The 20,057-nt window shown below is 68.9% G+C and carries 18 protein-coding genes; 13 read left to right on the top strand and 5 right to left on the bottom strand.

Annotated features, from left to right (window positions below; translation table 11 throughout):
* Positions 1-191: 191 nt before the first annotated feature.
* Positions 192-2,021: a gamma-glutamyltransferase gene (gene ggt, locus BLV63_RS04220; protein ID WP_066216412.1), complete on the top strand. Its 1,830-nt coding sequence runs from the start codon at positions 192-194 to the stop codon at positions 2,019-2,021.
* 120 nt (positions 2,022-2,141) lie between these two features.
* On the opposite strand, the gene BLV63_RS04215 is transcribed toward ggt, so the two are convergent.
* Positions 2,142-3,059, bottom strand: coding sequence for a hypothetical protein (locus tag BLV63_RS04215; RefSeq protein WP_066216408.1), 918 nt, complete (start codon positions 3,057-3,059; stop codon positions 2,142-2,144).
* A 153-nt stretch (positions 3,060-3,212) separates the two neighbouring features.
* On the opposite strand from BLV63_RS04215, the gene BLV63_RS04210 reads away from it, so the two are divergent.
* The 12 genes from BLV63_RS04210 (at position 3,213) to BLV63_RS04155 (ending at position 15,593) form a co-directional block, all read left to right on the top strand.
* A complete protein-coding gene (locus BLV63_RS04210; RefSeq protein ID WP_066216405.1) occupies positions 3,213-3,608 on the top strand; it encodes a VOC family protein in 396 nt (131 codons plus the stop codon).
* Positions 3,598-4,056, top strand: a complete 459-nt coding sequence (locus BLV63_RS04205) for a GNAT family N-acetyltransferase (protein ID WP_302846644.1) — start codon at positions 3,598-3,600, stop codon at positions 4,054-4,056. The genes BLV63_RS04210 and BLV63_RS04205 overlap by 11 nt, the downstream gene beginning before the upstream one ends.
* A 324-nt stretch (positions 4,057-4,380) precedes the next feature.
* On the top strand, positions 4,381-5,163 hold the full coding sequence (locus tag BLV63_RS04200; protein ID WP_066216402.1) for a hydroxypyruvate isomerase family protein: 783 nt from the start codon (positions 4,381-4,383) through the stop codon (positions 5,161-5,163).
* 71 nt (positions 5,164-5,234) lie between these two features.
* Positions 5,235-6,113, top strand: coding sequence for a 2-hydroxy-3-oxopropionate reductase (locus tag BLV63_RS04195; RefSeq protein WP_066216400.1), 879 nt, complete (start codon positions 5,235-5,237; stop codon positions 6,111-6,113).
* Positions 6,114-6,369: 256 nt separating this feature from the next.
* Positions 6,370-8,148 (top strand): glyoxylate carboligase, encoded by a 1,779-nt coding sequence (gene gcl, locus BLV63_RS04190; RefSeq protein ID WP_066216398.1) that lies wholly within the window; start codon positions 6,370-6,372, stop codon positions 8,146-8,148.
* A gap of 142 nt (positions 8,149-8,290) precedes the next feature.
* A complete protein-coding gene (locus tag BLV63_RS04185; RefSeq protein ID WP_066216396.1) occupies positions 8,291-9,427 on the top strand; it encodes a glycerate kinase in 1,137 nt (378 codons plus the stop codon).
* Between the two features lie 12 nt (positions 9,428-9,439).
* Positions 9,440-10,798 (top strand): allantoinase AllB, encoded by a 1,359-nt coding sequence (gene allB / locus BLV63_RS04180; RefSeq protein ID WP_066216393.1) that lies wholly within the window; start codon positions 9,440-9,442, stop codon positions 10,796-10,798.
* Positions 10,799-10,807: 9 nt separating this feature from the next.
* Positions 10,808-11,488, top strand: a complete 681-nt coding sequence (locus BLV63_RS04175) for a winged helix-turn-helix domain-containing protein (RefSeq protein ID WP_082724278.1) — start codon at positions 10,808-10,810, stop codon at positions 11,486-11,488.
* Between the two features lie 230 nt (positions 11,489-11,718).
* Positions 11,719-12,198: a thioredoxin-dependent thiol peroxidase gene (gene bcp / locus BLV63_RS04170; RefSeq protein WP_066216386.1), complete on the top strand. Its 480-nt coding sequence runs from the start codon at positions 11,719-11,721 to the stop codon at positions 12,196-12,198.
* A 183-nt stretch (positions 12,199-12,381) separates the two neighbouring features.
* Entirely contained in the window at positions 12,382-13,575 is a 1,194-nt protein-coding gene (locus BLV63_RS04165; RefSeq protein ID WP_254780455.1) for a GAF domain-containing protein, read from the top strand.
* A 123-nt stretch (positions 13,576-13,698) separates the two neighbouring features.
* On the top strand, positions 13,699-15,222 hold the full coding sequence (gene exaC / locus BLV63_RS04160; RefSeq protein ID WP_066216381.1) for an acetaldehyde dehydrogenase ExaC: 1,524 nt from the start codon (positions 13,699-13,701) through the stop codon (positions 15,220-15,222).
* The gene (locus tag BLV63_RS04155) at positions 15,222-15,593 is read left to right on the top strand and encodes a DUF779 domain-containing protein (protein ID WP_066216377.1); all 372 of its coding nucleotides are present in this window, start codon (positions 15,222-15,224) and stop codon (positions 15,591-15,593) included. Before exaC ends, BLV63_RS04155 begins: the two co-directional genes overlap by 1 nt.
* Before the next feature lie 123 nt (positions 15,594-15,716).
* Here BLV63_RS04155 and BLV63_RS04150 read toward each other — a convergent pair whose 3' ends face one another.
* From BLV63_RS04150 to BLV63_RS04135, 4 genes are all read right to left on the bottom strand, one after another.
* Positions 15,717-16,517 (bottom strand): ABC transporter permease, encoded by an 801-nt coding sequence (locus BLV63_RS04150; protein ID WP_066216375.1) that lies wholly within the window; start codon positions 16,515-16,517, stop codon positions 15,717-15,719.
* Between the two features lie 11 nt (positions 16,518-16,528).
* The gene (locus BLV63_RS04145; RefSeq protein ID WP_082724277.1) at positions 16,529-17,464 is read right to left on the bottom strand and encodes an ABC transporter permease; all 936 of its coding nucleotides are present in this window, start codon (positions 17,462-17,464) and stop codon (positions 16,529-16,531) included.
* Positions 17,465-17,466: 2 nt separating this feature from the next.
* Positions 17,467-18,654 (bottom strand): ABC transporter substrate-binding protein, encoded by a 1,188-nt coding sequence (locus BLV63_RS04140; RefSeq protein ID WP_243874653.1) that lies wholly within the window; start codon positions 18,652-18,654, stop codon positions 17,467-17,469.
* Between the two features lie 129 nt (positions 18,655-18,783).
* Complete coding sequence (locus tag BLV63_RS04135; RefSeq protein WP_254780453.1) at positions 18,784-19,872, bottom strand: ABC transporter ATP-binding protein; 1,089 nt, start codon at positions 19,870-19,872, stop codon at positions 18,784-18,786.
* Positions 19,873-20,057 lie beyond the last annotated feature (185 nt).

Here is a 20,057-nt window from a genome sequence, read left to right as displayed (position 1 = left end):
GTTCTGCGCCCTTCTTCGCGACCTGCGCCTCAATGGGGGCGCAGAAGGCGATTCCGGGCGCAGAACCGGCCGCGCCCACCAGCCACCCCCACCCGCCCCGCGTCACGAACGACCCACCCATTGCTCCGCCCCCACCCCGGCAGTAGCGTGACAGAACCGTCAAGTTGCATGACTCGATCAGGAGGATTCACGTGAACCGGTTACCCAGAAGAGCTGCGGCGGGCCTCTCCGCCCTGGCCCTGGCCCTCACCGCCGGCGCGGCGTCGCTGCCCGCAGCCCACGCCGACCCCCGGCACACCGAGAAGACGCCGACGGCCACGGGTTACGGCGGGGCCGTCAGCACCGTCGACCCCGAGGCCTCCGCCGCCGCCATCGAGGTGCTCCGCAAGGGCGGCACCGCGGCGGACGCCGCCGTCGCGGCCGCGGCGACACTCGGCGTGACCGAGCCCTACAGCGCCGGGATCGGAGGCGGCGGCTACTTCGTCTACTACGACGCGAAGTCCCGCACCGTCAGCTCCATCGACGGCCGCGAAACCGCGCCGGCCGGCATCACGCACGACGCGTTCATCAACCCCGCCACCGGCCAGCCGTACCCCTTCACTCCGGAACTCGTCACGAGCGGCGTCGCCGTCGGCGTGCCCGGGACGCCGGCCACCTGGGCCCGGGCCCTCCAGCGCTGGGGCAAGCTCAGCCTGGGCGAGGCCCTGAAGCCCGCCATCCGGGTGGCCGATCGCGGTTTCGTCGTCGACGACACGTTCCGCCAGCAGACCCTCGACAACAAAGCCCGCTTCGCCGCTTTCACCTCCACCAGCAAGCTGTACCTCCCGGGCGGGGACGCTCCGGCGGTGGGCACGGTGTTCCGCAACCACGATCTCGCCGCCACGTACCGGCTGCTCTCCAAGGGCGGCGTCGACGCCTTCTACCGGGGCCCGCTGGCCCGCGAAATCGCGCAGACCGTGCAGGCTCCCCCGAAGACGCCGGACACCACGCTCCCGGTGCCGGTCGGGTCCATGACCGCGGCCGATCTGGCGAAGTACAAGGTCGCGGACCAGGGCACCACCCATGTCACGTACCGAGGCCTGGACGTCTACGGCATGGCGCCGTCCAGCAGCGGCGGCACCACGGTGGGCGAGGCGCTGAACATCCTGAAGACCTCCGAACTGTCCGGGATGAGCCCCACCCAGGCACTGCACCACTACATCGAGGCGAGCTCCCTGGCTTTCGCGGACCGCGGGAAGTACGTGGGCGATCCGGCCTTCGTTGACGTCCCGACGGCGGCCCTGACCGACCCGCTGTTCGGCAAGGAGCGTGCCTGCCTGATCGATCCGGCGAAGGCCCTGCCGAAGCCGCTCGCGCCGGGCGACGTCACGAACTACGACGGCGTGTGCCCGGCCTCCACGGCGAAGCCGGCCGAGGAGCGCGACACTGAGAACATCTCCACCACGAACCTGACGGTGTCCGACCGCTGGGGCAACGTCGCGGAGTACACCCTGACGATCGAGCAGACCGGCGGATCGGGCATGGTCGTGCCCGGTCGCGGCTTCCTCCTGAACAACGAGCTCACCGACTTCTCGACCGTCTGGAACGCCGCCGACCCCAACCGGATCGAACCCGGCAAGCGCCCGCGGTCCTCGATGTCGCCGACCATCATCCTGCGCGACGGCAAGCCCTTCCTCGCCCTGGGTTCACCCGGCGGCTCGACCATCATCACCACCGTGCTGCAGACCATCCTCAACCGGGTGGACCTGGGGATGAGCGTCTCGGACGCGATCGCGGCACCGCGGGTGTCCCCGCGCAACGGGGCCACGGTCGTGGCCGAGCCGGCGTTCATCGAGAAGTACGGCGCCGGGCTGAGCGCGCTCGGCCACAAACTGGTCGCCTCCGGAGACTCCTTCACCTCGGCCTCCGAGATCGGGGCGGCCACGGCGATCGAGTTCCGGCCCGACGGCAGCACCGTCGCGGCGGCCGAGCCGGTCCGGCGCGGCGGGGGTTCGGCGATGGTCGTGTCCGGCAGGCGCTGAGCCGGCCACACACCAAGGGCCGACGACGGCGGAACCAGGGTTCCGCCGTCGTCGGCCCTTTCCGTGTCAGCTCAGGCTTCTCCGTCAGCTCAGGCTCTCTATCGGCTCAGCGTGCCGGGCTCACCAGGCGAAGACGCGCGTGGTGGACGGCAGGACCGGCATGGAGCTGGCACGGCCGCTGATGTCGGCGTCGTTCGCGTTCAGGCCGGTGGGGTCGTAGTAGGAGGCGACGTGGCCGCCGGTCACACCGATCATCACCTGACCCACGTCGCAGCTGCGCGCGGAGATCGTGGTGAAACCCTGCCAGCCCGACCCCGCGGGGCGGATCGTGCGCGAGCTCCACTGAGTGGGCGTGGCGCCCGGGATGAGGTACTGGCGCAGCTCCCCGGTGGAGAGGGTCGCCATCAGGACGGCGGTCGGCTTCCCGTTGACCGTGATGGACGGCGCGGCGCCGATCGCGGTGATCGACCCGCCCCCGCTGAAGACCTTGACGGCCCCTCCGATGGTCATGCCGAAGAAGTCGACCGGGTAGCGGTAGAGGTCGCCCGCCGCGGTGAGGCGGTAGAGGTAATCCTGGCCGGGCGTGTTCGCGACGGCGGCCGGGAGGTAGGCCGTGGTCAGGGATTTCTGGAACCAGCCGTTGCCCAGGGTGGTCACTGCGCCGTCGACGAACCGCTTCCACGTGCCGTCCGCCTGCTTCTCGGAGCGGGAGCGGTAGAACTTGGTGGTGCCGTCCGCGGCCGTGCCGAAGTAGCTCTCCTGGAAGGTCGTCGCGTCCCCGGACGCCCCGGTCTGACGGAGATAGGTCGCGTCGAAGGGAACCGGCGCGGAGGCGTTCTGCTCCCAGCTCAGCTTCGAATTGCTGAGACTGACGACGCCGACGCTCCGGTCCGCGTTCACCGTCTGCATGCCGGTGTAGCAGTCAGCCGGGGTCGGCGTGGGCGTGGGGTACTGCGTGGCGGCCTGGGCCGGGGTCGCGGTGGTCAGGGCCAGGGCCGCCACGGCCAGGCCACCCAGGAGTTTGCCGGTGAGTTTCATGGGGGGATCCTTCAGGAGGTCAGGCGAGGACGCCGGTTATTCCAAGTGATGTACAAACACTCGAAGTGTAACCCTCGCGGGCCCTCGCGCGGGAGGGTTACGGGGCAAGAGAAAGGTCTGGGCAAGCGCGCGGAACCCTGCTTGACTGGGCCTATGGCGCATCCACTGGTGTACATCCACTTCCCCGGCACGGCGCGGCAGGCGCTCGAGTTCTACCAGGGCATCTTCGGCGGCGAGCTGAGTCTGAACACGTTCGCCCAGTTCGGGCGCGACGACGGGCCGGCCGACGCCGTCGCCCACGGCATGCTGGCGGGCACCGTGGAGCTGGCCGGGGCGGATGCCGCAGGCGACGACCAGCCGTTCCAGGCCGAAGGGCTGATGCTGTCGCTGCTGGGCACGGCGCCCGGCGAGACGCTCCGCACCTGGTTCGACCAGCTCGCCGACGGTGGCGACGTCGTGGATCCGCTGCAGGTCAGGCCCTGGGGCGCGACCGACGGGCAGGTCGTGGACCGGTTCGGGGTGCGGTGGCTGGTGGGGTTTGAGGACTGAGGCGACGCGGGCGGCTGCCACGGACGCGCAGTCGATCCGCATCGAGCGCGAGGCCGATCCGCCCCTGGCCGACCTCCTCGCACTGTACGACTCCGTCGGATGGACGGCCTACACGGAGCATCCCGAGACGTTGTCGGCCGCGATCCGCGGCTCATCCTTCGTCGCGGCCGCATGGGCCGGCACCCGCCTCGTCGGACTCGCGCGAGCCCTCTCCGACGACGCCACGATCATGTACCTCCAGGACATCCTGGTCGCTCCGTCCCATCACCGGAGAGGCGCGGGCAAGGCCCTGGCCGAAGCCGTGCTCGACCGGTTCCGGCATGTCCGCCAGAAGGTGCTGCTCACGGACGACGACCTGTCCCAGAAGAGCTTCTACGAGGCGCTCGGATTCACCCAGGTCGGAACGGACGGCGCCGAACGGCTCCGGAGTTTCGTGATCCTGGGCTAGTCACCCACCGCACGCCCCTCCCTTTTCGGTGCCTTTCGGTGCCCGGATTTCGTCCGGGTGCGGTAATTGCCACGCCCGGACGAAATCCGGGCACCGAAACCCCTGGCGCGCCCTCCGCCCCACCCCCAACACGTCAGATTTTTGTATCCCATCCACTCAGACGTGACCCACCCCACTTGACGCCCACCCTCAGCTCTTCGTAAACTTTCACTAAGCAAAACTTTCCTTCCACAATGTGGAATCTAGCCGGAAGCGGTGAGACGACACGGACGGAGGGACTCCGAAGACCACCAGCAGGGCAAAGACGCCCGGGAAGGACACGACATGACCTACTCCGTGAACTGCTCAATCCTCTTGACCGAGCTCCCCCTCCTGGAGCGCCCGGCCGCCGCCAAGGCCGCCGGCTTCGACGCCGTCGAGTTCTGGTGGCCCTTCGCCGAGGCCGTCCCCGCCGATACGGACGTGGACCAGTTCGTCAATGCCATCAACGACGCCGGCGTCCAGCTGGCCGGCCTCAACTTCTTCGCGGGCGACATGCCCGGCGGCGACCGCGGCCTGGTCTCTTGGAAGGGCCGCTGCGGCGAGTTCAAGGACAACATCGACGTCGTCGTCGGCATCGGTGAGCGCCTCGGCACCAAGGCGTTCAACGCCCTCTACGGCAACCGCCTCGACGGCTTCACCCCGGAGGAGCAGGACGAGCTCGGCCTGAAGAACCTGGTCGCAGCGGCCGAGGGTGTCTCGAAGATCGGCGGCACCGTCCTCCTGGAGCCCGTCTCCGGCACCCCCGCGTACCCGCTCAAGACGGCCGCCGACACCTTCGCGGTCATCGCCAAGACCCAGGAAGCCGGCGTGGACAACGTCAAGTTCCTGGCGGACTTCTACCACCTGTCCGTCAACGGCGACGACGTGGCCGCCGTGATCGAGAGTCACACCAAGGACTTCGGCCACATTCAGATCGCCGACAACCCCGGCCGCGGCGCCCCCGGCACCGGCGAACTCCCGCTCGGCGAGTGGGTCAGCCGCAGCCGCGAACTCGGCTACACCGGCTACATCGCCCTGGAGTACAAGCAGCCCCAGGATTCGGCCTTCTCCTGGCTGGTCCGCTGAGCGTCTGCCGCCCCGGACGCCCCAGCACCACCACAGATTTTTAGCTCACCTCAGCTAGCAAAGGATTTCCAATGACCAACGTCACCGTGATCGGCCTCGGCATCATGGGTCTGCCCATGGCCAAGAACCTCGTCAAGGCCGGCTTCACCGTCACCGGCTTCAACCGCTCCCAGGACAAGATCGACGCGCTCGTCGAGGCAGGCGGCAACGGCGCCGGCAGCATCGCCGAATCCGTCAAGGACGCCGACGTCATCATCACGATGGTCCCGGACTCCCCGGACGTCGAAGGCGTGGTCTCCGGCCCCGAAGGCGTCTTCGCCAACGCGAAGTCCGGCGCCCTCTGGATCGACGCCTCCTCCATCCGCCCGGATGTGGCCGCACGCCTCTCCGCCGACGCCCGTGAAGCCGGTCTCCGCCCGCTGGACGGCCCCGTCTCCGGTGGCGAGCAGGGTGCCATCGACGGCGTGCTGTCCATCATGGTCGGCGGCGAGGCCGCCGACTTCGAGGACGCGCAGCCGGTCCTCAACGCCGTCGGCAAGACGATCGTCCACGTCGGCCCCTCCGGCTCAGGTCAGACCGTCAAGGCCGCCAACCAGCTGATCGTGGCCGTCAACATCCAGGCCCTGGCCGAGGCGGTCACCTTCCTCGAAGCGTACGGCGTGGACACCGACGCCGCCCTCAAGGTCCTCGGCGGCGGCCTCGCCGGCTCCAAGGTCCTCGACCAGAAGGGTCAGAAGATGCTCGACCGCAACTTCGACCCCGGCTTCCGCCTGGCCCTCCACAACAAGGACCTCGGCATCGTCACCTCCGCAGCCCGCGAAGCAGGAGTGGTGGTCCCGCTCGGCTCCGCCGTCGCTCAGCTGGTCTCCGCCCTCGTCGCCCGCGGCGACGGCGGCCTGGACCACTCCGGCCTCTTCAAGCTCACCACCGAGCTGTCCGGCAAGAACTGACCACTCCACCGACGTTGCGTGCTCAGCAGATGCGGCTTCCGGCCCGGAACACCCGCGACAACTGAGGGCCCACGGCGGCGAGGGTCCCGAGACGAGCGAAGCGAGTCTTGGGAGCCGCCGGGGACACACAACACCCCAGACCGTACGACGGCGCGTGCGCACCACCCGCTCACGCATCACCTCCCGCAACAAGGCCGCGAGAGCAGCCCACGCGCCGTCGTCGCACCCCCTTTCAGACTTTTTCAAGGAGCAAACCATGGCAAAGATGCGCACCGTTGACGCTGCCGTAGCCATCCTGGTGAAGGAGGGCGCCATCGAGGCGTTCGGCCTGCCCGGCGCGGCGATCAACCCCTTCTACTCCGCGATGCGCGCCAACGGCGGCATCCGCCACACGCTGGCCCGCCACGTGGAAGGCGCCAGCCACATGGCTGACGGCTACTCCCGTGCCGCCGACGGCAACATCGGCATCTGCATCGGCACCTCCGGCCCTGCCGGCACCGACATGATCACCGGCCTCTACGCCTCCTGGGCGGACTCCATCCCCATGCTCTGCATCACCGGCCAGGCGCCCGTGGCGAAGCTGCACAAGGAGGACTTCCAGGCCGTGGACATCGAGTCCATCGCCAAGCCCGTCACCAAGATGGCCATGACCATCCTGGAGCCCGGCCAGGTCCCCGGCGCCTTCCAGAAGGCGTTCCAGCTCATGCGCTCGGGCCGCCCGGGCCCGGTCCTCCTGGACCTGCCGTTCGACGTGCAGATGGCCGAGATCGAGTTCGACATCGACGCCTACGAGCCGCTCCCCGTGGAGAAGCCCCGCGCCAACGCCGTGCAGCTGGGCAAGGCCCTGGACATGCTGCTCGCCTCCGAGCGTCCGCTGATCGTGGCCGGCGGCGGCATCATCAACGCCGGCGCCTCGGAGAAGCTCGTGGAGCTGGCCGAGATCCTGAACGTCCCCGTGATCCCGACCCTCATGGGCTGGGGCGTCATCCCGGACGACCACAAGCTGATGGCCGGCATGGTGGGTCTGCAGACCTCGCACCGCTACGGCAACGCGACCTTCCTGGAGTCCGATTTCGTGATCGGCATCGGCAACCGCTGGGCCAACCGCCACACGGGTGGCCTGGACCTCTACACCCAGGGCCGCAAGTTCGTGCACATCGACATCGAGCCCACCCAGATCGGCCGCGTGTTCGCGCCGGACCTGGGCATCGCCTCGGACGCCGGCGCCGCCCTGGAAGGCCTCGTGGAACTCGCGAAGGAGCGCCAGGCCGCCGGCCAGCTGCCCGACTACACCGCCTGGGCGGACGCCGCGCAGGAGAAGAAGGGCAAGCTGCAGCGCAAGACCCACTTCGACAACGTGCCGATCAAGCCGCAGCGTGTGTACGAGGAGATGAACCGCGCCTTCGGCAAGGACACCACCTACGTCACCACCATCGGCCTCTCCCAGATCGCCGGCGCCCAAATGCTGCACGTCTTCGGCGCACGCCGCTGGATCAACGCCGGTCAGGCGGGCCCCCTCGGCTGGACCGCCCCCGCCGCCCTCGGCGTGGTGCGCGGCAAGCCCGGCGAGACCGTGGTGGCCCTCTCGGGTGACTACGACTTCCAGTTCATGATCGAGGAACTGGCGGTGGGCGCGCAGTTCAACCTCCCGTACATCCACGTGGTGGTGAACAACTCCTACCTCGGCCTGATCCGCCAGTCCCAGCGCGGCTTCAAGATGGAGCAGAACGTCTCCCTGGCGTTCGAGAACATCAACTCCCCGGAGACCGCCGGCTACGGCGTGGACCACGTCAAGGTGGCCGAGGGCCTGGGCTGCAAGGCCATCCGCGTCCAGAACCCGGATGACCTGGGAGCCGCGTTCGAGAAGGCCCGCGCCCTCACGGAGGAGTTCCAGGTCCCGGTGGTGGTGGAAGTGATCCTCGAGAAGATCACCAACATCTCCATGGGCACCGAGCTGGATAATGTGACCGAGTTCGAAGAGCTCGCGGAGAAGGGCGAGGACGCCCCCACCGCGGTGGTCTCCCTGCTCGACTGACACCTCCTCGCCCGGCCGGGATCGCTCGGCCGGACGAGGACACCAGGCTTCACGCCGCACCCCGGGTGGCCCGCCGTCGCTGTCGTCAGCGCGGCAGGCCACCCGGATCTGAAACACCCACCGCACTGACGAAGGAGTCCACATGCGGATCGTGATCGCACCGGATAAGTTCAAAGGCTCGCTCTCGGCCCCCGAGGTCGTGGCGCACCTGGAAACCGGTCTGCGCGCCGTGGACGGCTCCCTCGACATCGTGGGCATCCCCGTGGCCGACGGCGGCGAGGGCACCCTCGACGCGGCGATCGGCTCCGGCTTCTCCCGCCGGACGGTCCGCGTCGCCGGACCCACCGGACAGCCCCTCAACGCCGACTTCGCCCTCCGAGATGATGAGGCGGTCATCGAAATGGCCCTCGCCTCCGGCCTCGCCGTCCTCCCGGGCGGCGTGAAGGACGGCCGCGGCGCCACGAGCCTGGGCACCGGCCAGCTCATCCGCGCCGCACTCGACGCGGGCGCCCGGACGATCGTGCTCGGCGTGGGCGGCAGTGCCAACACCGACGGCGGCGCGGGCGTCATCAAGGGCCTGGGCGGCCGCTTCCTGGACGCCTCCGGCGCCGAGCTGCCCGACGGCGGCGCCGCGCTGGCCGCCCTGGACCACATCGATCTGTCCGGGCTAGACGTCCGCCTGGAACGGACCCGCTTCATCCTCGCCAGCGACGTGGACAACCCCCTCCTCGGATCCCAGGGCGCCCCGGCAGTGTTCGGCCCGCAGAAGGGCCTGAGCCCGGAGGACGTCACCGAGCTGGACGCCACTCTGGCGCACTTCGTGGAGGTCCTAGGCCGCGAGATCGGCCTGCAGGCGTCCACCGCCGCGGCGGCACCCGGCGCCGGGGCCGCGGGCGGGGTGGGCTATGCCGCTCTCGCCGTGCTGAACGCCGAGCGGCGGCGGGGGGTCGACGTCGTCCTCGACTTCACCGGCCTGTCCGAGAAGCTCGACGGCGCCACCCTGGTCATCACAGGCGAAGGCAGCCTGGATGAGCAGAGCCTGGGCGGCAAGACCCCGATGGGCGTCGCCGACGCGGCACGCGCGGCCGGGGTCCCCGTCGTGGCCGTCTGCGGACGCACCACCCTCACCGACGCACAGATTTCCACATCCGGGATCCAGGCCGTGTACTCGCTGACCAGCATCGAGGAAGATGTTGAGAAGTGCATCACTCAGGCCGGACCGCTGGTGGAGAAGCTTGGCGGCATCATCGCCAACAGCCTGATCAAGCAGAGCAACTAGAACAGGATCAGCATGTCTGAAGAACAGAACACCCCCGCAGAGTTCGACCTCGTCATCCGTGGTCAGCGAGTCCTCACGAGCGCGGGCATCGCGCCGCGCGAGGTCGGCGTCAAGGACGGCCGCGTCGTGGCCATGGAGCCCCTCGGCAACAACCTGGTGGGCGCGGAGACCGTCGAGCTGGCCGATGACGAGACCCTCATCCCCGGCCTGGTGGACACGCACGTGCACGTCAACGAGCCCGGCCGCACCGAGTGGGAGGGCTTCGCCTCCGCCACCCGTGCCGCTGCCGCGGGCGGCGTCACCACCATCATCGACATGCCGCTGAACTCCGTTCCGCCCACCACCAGCGTGGAGAACCTCGAGCTCAAGCGGTCCGTGGCCCGTGACCAGGCGTTCGTGGACGTCGGGTTCTGGGGCGGGGCCATCCCGGGCAACACCGAGAACCTCCGCCCGCTGCACGACGCCGGCGTCTTCGGTTTCAAGTGCTTCCTCCTGCACTCCGGCGTGGACGAGTTCCCGCACCTGGAGGCGGACGAGATGGAGACGGACCTCGCCGAGCTTCGCAAGTTCGACTCCCTCATGCTGGTCCACGCCGAGGACTCCCACGCGATCGACCGCGCCCCGCACGCCGAGGGTGACGTCTACGCGAAGTTCCTGGCCTCCCGCCCCCGCGGCGCGGAGAACAAGGCCATCGCGGAGGTCATCGAGCGCACCCGCTGGACGGGCGCCCGCTCGCACATCCTGCACCTCTCCTCCTCGGACGCGCTGCCCATGATCGCCACGGCCAAGCGGGACGGCGTGAACGTCACCGTGGAGACCTGTCCGCACTACCTGACCCTGAACGCCGAGGAGATCCCCAACGGCGCCACGGCGTACAAGTGCTGCCCGCCGATCCGCGAGGCGTCCAACCGCGAACTGCTGTGGAAGGGCCTCGAAGAAGGCACCATCGACTGCATCGTCTCGGACCACTCCCCCAGCACCCTGGACCTCAAGGACCTGGAGAACGGCGACTTCGCCGTCGCGTGGGGCGGCGTCTCCTCGCTGCAGCTCGGCCTCTCGCTCATCTGGACCGAGGCGCGTCACCGCGGCATCCCGCTCGAGAAGGTCATCTCCTGGATGTCCACCCGCCCGGCCGAGATCGCCCGGGTGCCCAACAAGGGACTCATCGCGGTCGGCTACGACGCCGACTTCTCCATCTTCGCCGCGGACGACGCCTTCGTGGTGGACGTCCAGCGCCTGAAGCACAAGAACCCGATCACCCCTTACGACGGCCGGGCCCTGTCCGGCGTCGTGCGCAAGACCTTCCTCCGCGGCCAGGTGGCCGACGGCACCCAGCCGATCGGCAAGCTGATCCGCCGCGGGGGCATCTAGGCGGCAGGCATGAGCGCCCAGCCAGTACACCACCGCTCCGACGCCGGACATCCCGTGCCGGCGGGCGGTCCCCGCACGGGGGCCGCCCGCCGGGCGGCGGCGCCGGACACCGCGCAGGGTGCGCGTCCCCGCATGGCCGCACACGGAGCCGCACTCTTCTTCCAGACCCCGGAGGAGCTCACCGACGAGCAGTTCGCGCGTCTCGAAGAGCTCATCCTGACCCGTCTGCACCACCTCAACGCGGACGCCGAGGCGATGCTCTGGAACGTCCCGGACGCCGAGCTCGAAGACGCCCGGGAGACCGCCCTGGCCGAGGACGCCGCGGCACTGGCGGCCGCCGACGCCGGGTCCTCGGGGGACGACGGGCTCGTCCACGAAGTCGACGTCGACCTCGCCGCCGATCAGGTGCGGGTGGACGGGGTGCCGGTCTCCTTCAGCGGGGTCGAGTACCGCCTGCTCCGCTACCTGGTGCAGCACTGCTCCCGCTCCGTGCCCCGGCAGGAACTCGCGGATTTCCTGATCTCCCTCGACGCGACGGCAGCGCCCCGGTCGATCGACGTCTACGTGAGCCGGATCCGCCGCAAGCTGGGTCCCGTGCGTCACGTAGTGGAAACCGTGCGCGGAGGCGGATACCGTTTCCAGGCAGGCAGGCACTCCCGGGTGCGCGGCCCCGCCGAGTACAGCATCTGAAGGACAGCGCCTGACCCCACCCCTCACACGGGACCGGAATAGGTGTGGGCCCGGAAGCGCTGTAGTCCTCAGAGACGAGGAGGGGTGGGTCGTCCCGGCCCGGGATTCCGTGGCACCGCGCCCCTGCCCCTGCCCACTGCGACCGACCACCTCCGCCAGGCCACTGTGCGGCAGAGACCACTGACCAGAGACCACTGTTCAGAGACCACCGACGAGAACGAGGATCCACCATGACTGCACCGAGCACCGTCAAGCTCCTTCCGGGCACCGAAGCCCCTGATTTCGCCTTGACCGACGCCCGTGGCGAGACCCACAGCCTCTCGGACTACCGCGGCAAGAACGTGGTGGTGTACTTCTACCCGAAGGCCGCCACCCCCGGCTGCACCACCGAGGCCTGCGACTTCCGCGACTCCCTGGCCAGCTTCAAGGGCCACGGCTACGAGGTCCTGGGCGTCTCCCCCGACAGCCAGGAGGCCATCTCCTCCTTCGCCGACGACTTCAGCCTGACCTTCCCGCTCCTCGCGGACGAGGATCACAAGGTCGCCCTGGCCTACGGCGCGTGGGGCGAGAAGCTGCTCGACGGCGAGGTCGTCGAGGGCATCGTCCGCTCCACCGTCGTGGTGGATCCGGAGGGCAAGGTCAAGCTGGCCAAGTACCAGGTGGCCGCCGAGGGCCACGTCTCCGAGTTGAAGACCGAGCTGGGTCTCTGAGCCCGCTGCTCTGAGGGCCCTGCACCGCGAGTTCCTCTCCGCGAGCCGCCCGGCGGCCGCCGTCCCTCCGGGGGTACGGCGGTCGCCGGGCGGCTCGTGCCGTTTCCGGGATGCAACGTCCTCGCACTGCAACGTCCCCACACTGCAACGTCCTCGCTATGTGACGGGTGTCATACTGGGCGGGTGGAAAGCGGAATGCGCGCCGAGGTCGCGGACTCCTGGCACCGGTCCGCGGCGGCCGGCGTCCTGGCGGAGGAACCGGCGGCCCCGATCACTCTGGACCACGCGGATCTGCAGGACGTCCGCGCGGCCCATCCGCTCGCCCAGGTGTTCCCCCTCCTCGACGACGTCCTCGGCCAGGCCGCCCGGGACTGCGACGCCGTCATGGCCGTGTCGGACGAGGCCGGCCAGCTGCTCTGGGTGTGCGGTTCACCGTCGGCCCTGCGCAAGGCGGAGGGCATCGGCTTCGTCGAAGGCAGCAACTGGGATGAACGGCTGGCCGGGACCAACGCTCCGGGACTCGCGCTGCGCCTCGACGGGCCGTCGATGATCACCCGCTCCGAGCACTTCCGGCAATCCGTCCGGAGCTGGAGCTGCGCGGCCGCGCCCATCCACGACCCGGCCACCTCCCGGCTCCTGGGGGTGCTCGACGTCACGGGCGGGGACGCGATCGTCGTGCCGCAGACGATGGCCCTGGTCAAAGCCGCGGTGCGCCTCGCCGAGTCCGAACTCGCACGTGAGGTGCGGGCCGCCGTCGCGCCGGGGCCTGTGGCGCGCCCCCAGCTGCGGCTGGAGCTCCTGGGCCGCAGCGAAGCGCTGCTCCTGCTCGACGACGCCCGCGGCCACCGCGCGCGCCTCCGCCTCTCGCCGCGGCACAGCGAGCTGCTGGCGCTCCTGGCGAGCGCGCCCCAAGGCCTCTCCGGTGACGAGCTGGCCGTGCTCCTCTATGAGCACGACGGCGGCTCGTCCACCCTGCGCGCGGAGGTGAACCGCCTGCGCAACCTCCTGAGCGAGGAGTTCCTGGGCTCGCGGCCGTACCGGCTGCTGGCGGAGGTGAGCGGAGACTGGCTGGCGGTCGAGGCGAAACTGGCCGCGGGCGACGTCGGCGGGGCGCTCCGTCTCTTCCACGGCCCGATGCTGCCTCGGTCCACGGCGCCCGGCGTCGTGCGGCTGCGCGAAGGCCTGAGCCATCAGCTCCGGGCCGCTCTCCTGCACTCGCGGCAGCCGGACCTCATCTCCGCCTGGACCCGCTCGGCGTGGGGTTCTGACGACTACGAGCTCTGGACCCGGCAGCGGGACCTCCTCTCCCCCGGTGCACCGCTGCGGGCCCTGGCGGAAGGCCAGCTGGCACGGCTCGAGCGCGAGCTGGGGCTCTGAGCCCGAGGATCCTGGACACCGAGCAGCGGCGGCCGCCCAAGCAACATCGCTGCAACGTCGCCGGTTCTAGCGTGTGAAGTGCGTCACCGTCGACGCGCAACATGTACAGGCAAGGGAGCACTCATGACCGTCTACGCAGCACCAGGCCAGGCCGATTCGCTGGTCACCGTCCAGCCGCGCTACGAACATTTCATCGGAGGCGAGTGGGTCGCCCCGGTCAAGGGCCAGTACTTCGAGAACATCTCCCCGGTCAACGGCAAGCCGTTCACCGAGATCGCCCGCGGCACGGGCGAGGACATCGAGGCGGCCCTCGACGCCGCGCACGCCGCCAAGGACGCCTGGGGCAAGACCTCGGCAGCGGAACGGGCCAACATCCTCAACAAGATCGCTGACCGGATCGAGCAGAACCTGACCATGCTCGCCGTCGCCGAGACCTGGGAGAACGGCAAGCCCGTCCGCGAGACGCTCGCCGCGGACCTGCCGCTCGCCGTCGACCACTTCCGCTATTTCGCCGGCGCCATCCGGGCGCAGGAGGGCGGCATCAGCGAACTCGACGAGAGCACCGTCGCGTATCACTTCCACGAGCCGCTCGGCGTGGTCGGGCAGATCATCCCGTGGAACTTCCCCATCCTCATGGCCACCTGGAAGCTCGCGCCGGCACTGGCAGCGGGCAACTGCGTGGTGCTCAAGCCCGCAGAGCAGACGCCGTGGTCCATCCTCAAGGTGGTGGAGCTCATCGCCGATCTCCTGCCGGCGGGCGTCCTGAACGTGGTGAACGGCTTCGGCGTGGAGGCCGGAAAACCGCTCGCCTCCTCCAGCCGGATCGCCAAGATCGCTTTCACCGGCGAGACCACCACGGGCCGGCTGATTATGCAGTACGCCAGCCAGAACATCATCCCGGTGACCCTGGAACTCGGCGGCAAGAGCCCGAACATCTTCTTCGAGTCCGTGGCCGCCGAGGACGACGCCTTCTACAGCAAATCCCTCGAAGGCTTCGCGATGTTCGCCCTGAACCAGGGCGAGGTCTGCACCTGCCCCAGCCGCGCCCTCGTGCAGGAGTCCATCTACGAGCGCTTCGTCTCCGACGCCGTGATCCGCACCGAGAAGATCGTGCAGGGCAACCCTCTGGACGACGCGACCATGATCGGCGCCCAGGCCTCCCGGGACCAGCTGGAGAAGATCCTCAGCTACCTGGAGATCGGCAAGCAGGAAGGGGCGAAGGTCCTCACGGGCGGCGAGCGCAACATCCTGGACGGCGATCTGGCGGAGGGGTATTACGTCCAGCCGACCATCTTCGAGGGGAACAACTCCATGCGGATCTTCCAGGAGGAGATCTTCGGACCCGTCGTGTCGCTGACGTCCTTCTCCGACGAGGCCGACGCCCTGGGCATCGCCAATGACACCCTCTACGGCCTGGGCGCCGGGGTCTGGTCGCGGGACAACGCCCAGCTCTACCGCGCGGGCCGGTCCATCGAGGCTGGTCGCGTGTGGACCAACTGCTACCACGCCTACCCCGCGGGGGCGGCGTTCGGCGGCTACAAGCAGTCCGGCATCGGCCGGGAGAACCACAAGATGATGCTGGATCACTACCAGCAGACGAAGAACCTGCTGGTCTCCTACGCACCCGATCCGCTCGGTTTCTTCTGATGGCCCGGGTGGCGGTCACCGCGGAGGCGGCGGAGCTGATCCGCCGCCTCACGGCGGACCACGGGCCGCTCATGTTCCACCAATCCGGCGGGTGCTGTGACGGGTCCGCGCCCATGTGTTATCCCGACGGCGAGTTCCTCCTGGGAGATTCCGACGTGCGCCTGGGCGCCCTCGCGGTGGGTCTGGAACGGGAGGTGCCCGTGTGGATGTCCGCCGCGCAGTTCGAGTACTGGAAGCACACGCACCTGACCATCGACGTCGTGCCGGGCCGCGGCGCGGGCTTCTCCCTGGAGGCTCCGCTCGGTGTGCGCTTCCTGACCCGATCCCGGATCCTCACGGACGAGGAGTACGCCGAGGACGAGGGCCTCTGACCACCCCTCTCCTTCGGAACCCGCCCGCGAAAGCACAGATGGTGCCCCTAAAACCTCGGTTTAGGGGCACCATCTGTGCTTTCGCGTGCGGAGGGCTTTCGCGGGACGGGAGACTGACGTGCCCTATTTCCCCGCCACCGTGTCGGACGACAGCTTCTGCGCGAGCCAGATCGGGACGATCGACACCACGATCAGGACCACGGCCACCACGTTGACCACGGGCGCCTGGTTGGGACGGAACAGGTTCTGCAGGATCCAGATCGGGAGCGTGGTCTCGCCCGCCCCGATCGTGAACGTGGTCACGATGATCTCGTCGAAGCTGAGCGCGAAGGCCAGCAGACCACCGGCCAGGAGCGCCGAGCGGAGCTGCGGGAACGTCACCTGCCAGAACGTGGTGAACACCCCGGCGCCCAGATCCGCGGAGGCCTCCTCGAGCCCGGGGTTGACCCGCCTCAGCCGGGCGATGACGTTGTTGAACACCGTCACGATGCAGAAGGTCGCGTGGGCCACCACCACCGTGAACATGCTGAGCGGCACCCCGAGGATGGTGGTGAACATGTTGTTCAGCGCGATACCCGTGACGATGCCGGGCAGTGCGATCGGCAGGATCACCAGCAGGTTCACCACATCACGTCCGAAGAAGCGGTACCGCTGCAGCGCCAGGGCGAGCAGCGTGCCCAGGACGAGCGCGATCAGCGTCGCCACGGCGCCCACCCAGAGGGAGGAGACCAGAGCCGAGCGCACGCCGTCGTTCTCGAAAGCCCGCGTCCACCACTCCAGCGTGAAACCCTGAGGCGGCCAGCCGAAGGTGCGGTCGGCATTGAACGAGTTGACCACCACCAGGAGCAGCGGCGCGTAGATGAACAGCAGGACCAGCCCCGTGATCAGGCCGAGGATCCCTTTGGCACTCCGTGAAAGTCTCATGGGACGCCTCCTTACAGCTCGTCCAGGGCGCCGGTCCGGCGCACCACCAGCAGGTAGATCATGATGATCGCGATCGGGATCAGGGAGACCGCCGACGCGAAGGGCAGATTGTTCGCCGCGCCCACATTGCTGTAGACCACGGTGCCGAGCATCTGGGTCTTGCCGCCCACGATCTGCGCCGTGATGTAGTCGCCCAGCGTCAGCGAGAACGTGAAGATGGTCCCCGCGATGATCGACGGCACCAGCAACGGCATGACCACCAGGCGCACCGTCGTCCAGGGCTTGGCGCCCAGGTCACCGGAGGCCTCGAGCAGATTGCCGGGCACCTTCTCGAAACCGGCGTGGATCGGCAGGATCATGTACGGCAGCCAGATGTAGGAGAGCGTGAGGATCACGGCCGTCTCCGAATACCCGGGAGAGCTCACCCCGAGCGGGGCGCCCAGCCATTCGAGCAGGCCGCCCTCCGCCAGGACGTTCCGCCAGGCGTACGCCTTGACGAGGTAGCTCGCCCAGAGCGGCATGAGGACCGCGGCCAGCAGGAGTTTCTGCCAGCGGGCGGAGGCCACCTTAGCGATGAAGAAGGCCAGCGGGATGGCGACGACGGCGTCGATCACCGTCACGAGCACGGCGATCCACAGCGTGCGCAGGGCGATGCCCTGGTACACCGGGTCGAAGAGCGCCTGCTTGATGTTGTCCAGGGTCCAGACCTGGGACACCTTGCCGGTGAACGTGTCCACGCTCCACAGTGCGGTGATGAGCAGGGTCGCGAGGGCCGCGATGTAGACGAGGACCAGCCAGCCGGCCGGCGCCGTGAGCAGACCCGCCAGGCGGGCACGGGGTGAGCGGTACAGGAACCCGGAGAGCGGGCTCACTTTGGCCCGGGGGACGCCGCCGGAGGCGCCTCCCCGTCCCGGATCGACGCCGGGCCGGCTGAGCTGGAGTGACATGATCAGCCCTTGATTTCCGTCCAGGCCTTGGTCCAGGCCGAGTAATCCGTGCACTTGGCATCGGTGCGGCCGTCCAGGCACTTCTCCACGGGCGTGGTCCAGTACCAGATCTTGGACGCGTAGTCGGCGTCCTTGACGTGGTAGCTGTCGCAGAACTTCTTGTCCGTGGTCAGCTCACAGGCCTTCGGGTTCGCCGGGGCCTCGCCGAAGTACTCGGCCACGGCGGCCTGGGCCTTGGGGCTGGCGATGTAGTCGAGCCACTTGTAGGAGCAGTTCGGGTTCTTGGTCTTGGACCCGATCATCCAGGTGTCGGACCAGCCGGTGGCGCCTTCCTCGGGCAGCACGGTGGCGACCTTGGTCCCGTTTCCGGTGGCGATGTTCGCTCCCACCTGCCAGGTGGTGCCGATGACGGTCGAACCGGAGGCGAAGGACTGGACCTCCTTGGTGACGTCGTTCCAGTACTCGCCGACGTTCTTCTTCTGGTCCTTGAGCAGGTTCTTCGCGGCGTCCAACTGCTTCTCATCCAGCGCGTACGGGTTCTTGATGCCCAGATCCGGCTGGTGCTTCATGAGGTACATGGCGGCGTCCGCGATGTAGATCGGCGAGTCGTAGGCGGTGACCTTGCCCGCGTGCTGCGAGCCGTCCTCGAACACGGACTTCCAGGAGGTGGGTGCGGGGCTCACCTTGTCCGTGCGGTACATCAGGACGTTGGCGCCCCAGCCGTGCGGCACGCCGTAGTTCTTGCCGTCCACGGTGTTCCAGGCCTTGTCCTTGAGGAACGGCGAGATGTCGCCATAGTTCTTCAGCAGACCGGTGTTGACCTGCTGGACGTCGCCGCCGGCCACCAGGCGCAGCGAGGCGTCACCGGAGGCGGAGATGACGTCGTACTGGCCGGTCCGCATGAGGGTGACGGCCTCGTCCGACGTGCCGAACGGCTTGAAGCTGACCTTGCAGCCGGTCTCCTTCTCGAAGGGCGTCACCCAGTCGACCTTGGGGTCGTTGGAGCCGTCCTCGACGTAGCCGGGCCAGCCGAGGATGGACACCTGCCCTTCGCCCTGTCCGATCTCCTTCATGGCCGGGGTCTGGGCGGCACTGCCGCCGCCTCCGCTGGAGGTGCCACAGGCGGTGAGGGCGAGCGCGGCGACGGCTGCGATGCCCGCCACCTTGAGGCGCATGCTGTTCTGAGCCACTGTTCTGTCCTTTCGGTGCTTACTGCTGAGTGAATCGTGAGGTGCTGGGGGAACGACGACGGCGCACGGCCGGCCGGGTGCCGGCGTTCGCGCCGGGCCGGGTTCCGGGAGCCCGGGCCAGGCCGGGCGTCAGGCCGCCTCGGGCAGCCAGACGGCGTCCCGTTCGGCCCAGGAGACGGTGACCCGCCGGCCTTCGAGGGCGTCCGTGTCCGGCACGTCCTCGTGAAGGAGCGCGACGACCGTCGGACCCGCGTCCAGGGCGATGTGGACTTGGGTGGCGTGTCCGATGTAGACGGCCGAGGTGACCTGGCCGCTCAGGGTGCGAGGGCCGGCGTCGTGTGCCGCGGCCTCCCAGTCGAGGCGCAGCCGTTCGGGGCGGAGCACGAAACTGGCGCCGGGGCCGGCCTCGGTGCCGCCGATCCCGGAGGGGAGGATGTTCGAGGTGCCGACGAAGTTGGCCACGAAGCCGCTGAGGGGACGCTGGTAGATCTCGTGGGCGGAGCCGATCTGGGCGATCCTGCCGTTGCTGAACACCCCGATCCGGTCGCTCATGGTCAGGGCCTCCTCCTGGTCGTGGGTGACGAAGATGAAGGTGATGCCGAGGGAGCGCTGAAGTTCCTTGAGTTCGATCTGCATCTGCTGCCGGAGCTTGAGGTCCAGGGCGCCGAGCGGTTCGTCGAGGAGGAGGACCTTGGGCTCCACCACGAGGGCCCGGGCGAGGGCGACGCGCTGCCGCTGGCCGCCCGAGAGCTGCGCGGGGCGGCGGTCCAGGAATTTGCCGAGCTGGACCCGGTCCAGGGCTTCCGCCGCGCGTTCCCGTCGCTCGGCCTTCGCCATCCCCCGGACCCGGAGTCCGTAGGCGACGTTGTCGATCAGGGACATGTGGGGGAAGAGCGCATAGTCCTGGAAGACGGTGCTGACATCCCGTTCGAAGGGCGCCTTGGTGCTGACGTCCACGCCGTCGAGTTCGATGGTCCCCGAGGTGGGGAGTTCGAAGCCTGCGATCATGCGCAGCACGGTGGTCTTGCCGGAGCCGGACGGTCCCAGCATGGAGAAGAACTCGCCCTGGCGGATGTCCAGGTCCACGCCGTCCACGGCGTTCACTTCGCCGAAGGTCTTGACGAGGTTCTTCAGCCGGATGGCCGGAACCGCGTCCCGCGTCTCGGGGGCGTCCACCGCCGTGGAGGATGCCGTGGGGCGCATCGCCTGTTCGCTCATCGCAGTGCCTTTTCTGTGGTCAGGGGCCCTTTCACGGCCCGGAATCCGGAGTGCGCGGCCACCGTGACGTGGCTCACATGCAACTTCTGGGCTAAAGACTATTACTTAAGAGGATTTATGTATAGACCCTGATTCCGAGCCCGGCTAGCATGGCGTGTAAGCCGGGATCCCGGCCTGCTCCAGCC

The sequence above is a fragment of the Arthrobacter woluwensis genome (genome assembly GCF_900105345.1).
Classification (GTDB): Bacteria; Actinomycetota; Actinomycetes; order Actinomycetales; family Micrococcaceae; genus Arthrobacter_E; species Arthrobacter_E woluwensis.
The sequence above is the reverse complement of the archived record's forward strand: the minus strand, read 5'-3'. Positions and strand labels throughout refer to the sequence as shown.

Excerpts from the sequence above, each read along its gene's own strand:
- BLV63_RS04215 (WP_066216408.1), bottom strand. The coding sequence starts at position 3,059 with ATGAAACTCACCGGCAAACTCCTGGGTGGCCTGGCCGTGGCGGCCCTG.
- BLV63_RS04210 (WP_066216405.1), top strand. The coding sequence starts at position 3,213 with ATGGCGCATCCACTGGTGTACATCCACTTCCCCGGCACGGCGCGGCAG.
- BLV63_RS04200 (WP_066216402.1), top strand. The coding sequence starts at position 4,381 with ATGACCTACTCCGTGAACTGCTCAATCCTCTTGACCGAGCTCCCCCTC.
- BLV63_RS04195 (WP_066216400.1), top strand. The coding sequence starts at position 5,235 with ATGACCAACGTCACCGTGATCGGCCTCGGCATCATGGGTCTGCCCATG.
- gcl (WP_066216398.1), top strand. The coding sequence starts at position 6,370 with ATGGCAAAGATGCGCACCGTTGACGCTGCCGTAGCCATCCTGGTGAAG.
- BLV63_RS04185 (WP_066216396.1), top strand. The coding sequence starts at position 8,291 with ATGCGGATCGTGATCGCACCGGATAAGTTCAAAGGCTCGCTCTCGGCC.
- allB (WP_066216393.1), top strand. The coding sequence starts at position 9,440 with ATGTCTGAAGAACAGAACACCCCCGCAGAGTTCGACCTCGTCATCCGT.
- BLV63_RS04175 (WP_082724278.1), top strand. The coding sequence starts at position 10,808 with ATGAGCGCCCAGCCAGTACACCACCGCTCCGACGCCGGACATCCCGTG.
- bcp (WP_066216386.1), top strand. The coding sequence starts at position 11,719 with ATGACTGCACCGAGCACCGTCAAGCTCCTTCCGGGCACCGAAGCCCCT.
- exaC (WP_066216381.1), top strand. The coding sequence starts at position 13,699 with ATGACCGTCTACGCAGCACCAGGCCAGGCCGATTCGCTGGTCACCGTC.
- BLV63_RS04155 (WP_066216377.1), top strand. The coding sequence starts at position 15,222 with ATGGCCCGGGTGGCGGTCACCGCGGAGGCGGCGGAGCTGATCCGCCGC.
- BLV63_RS04150 (WP_066216375.1), bottom strand. The coding sequence starts at position 16,517 with ATGAGACTTTCACGGAGTGCCAAAGGGATCCTCGGCCTGATCACGGGG.
- BLV63_RS04145 (WP_082724277.1), bottom strand. The coding sequence starts at position 17,464 with ATGTCACTCCAGCTCAGCCGGCCCGGCGTCGATCCGGGACGGGGAGGC.
- BLV63_RS04135 (WP_254780453.1), bottom strand. The coding sequence starts at position 19,872 with ATGAGCGAACAGGCGATGCGCCCCACGGCATCCTCCACGGCGGTGGAC.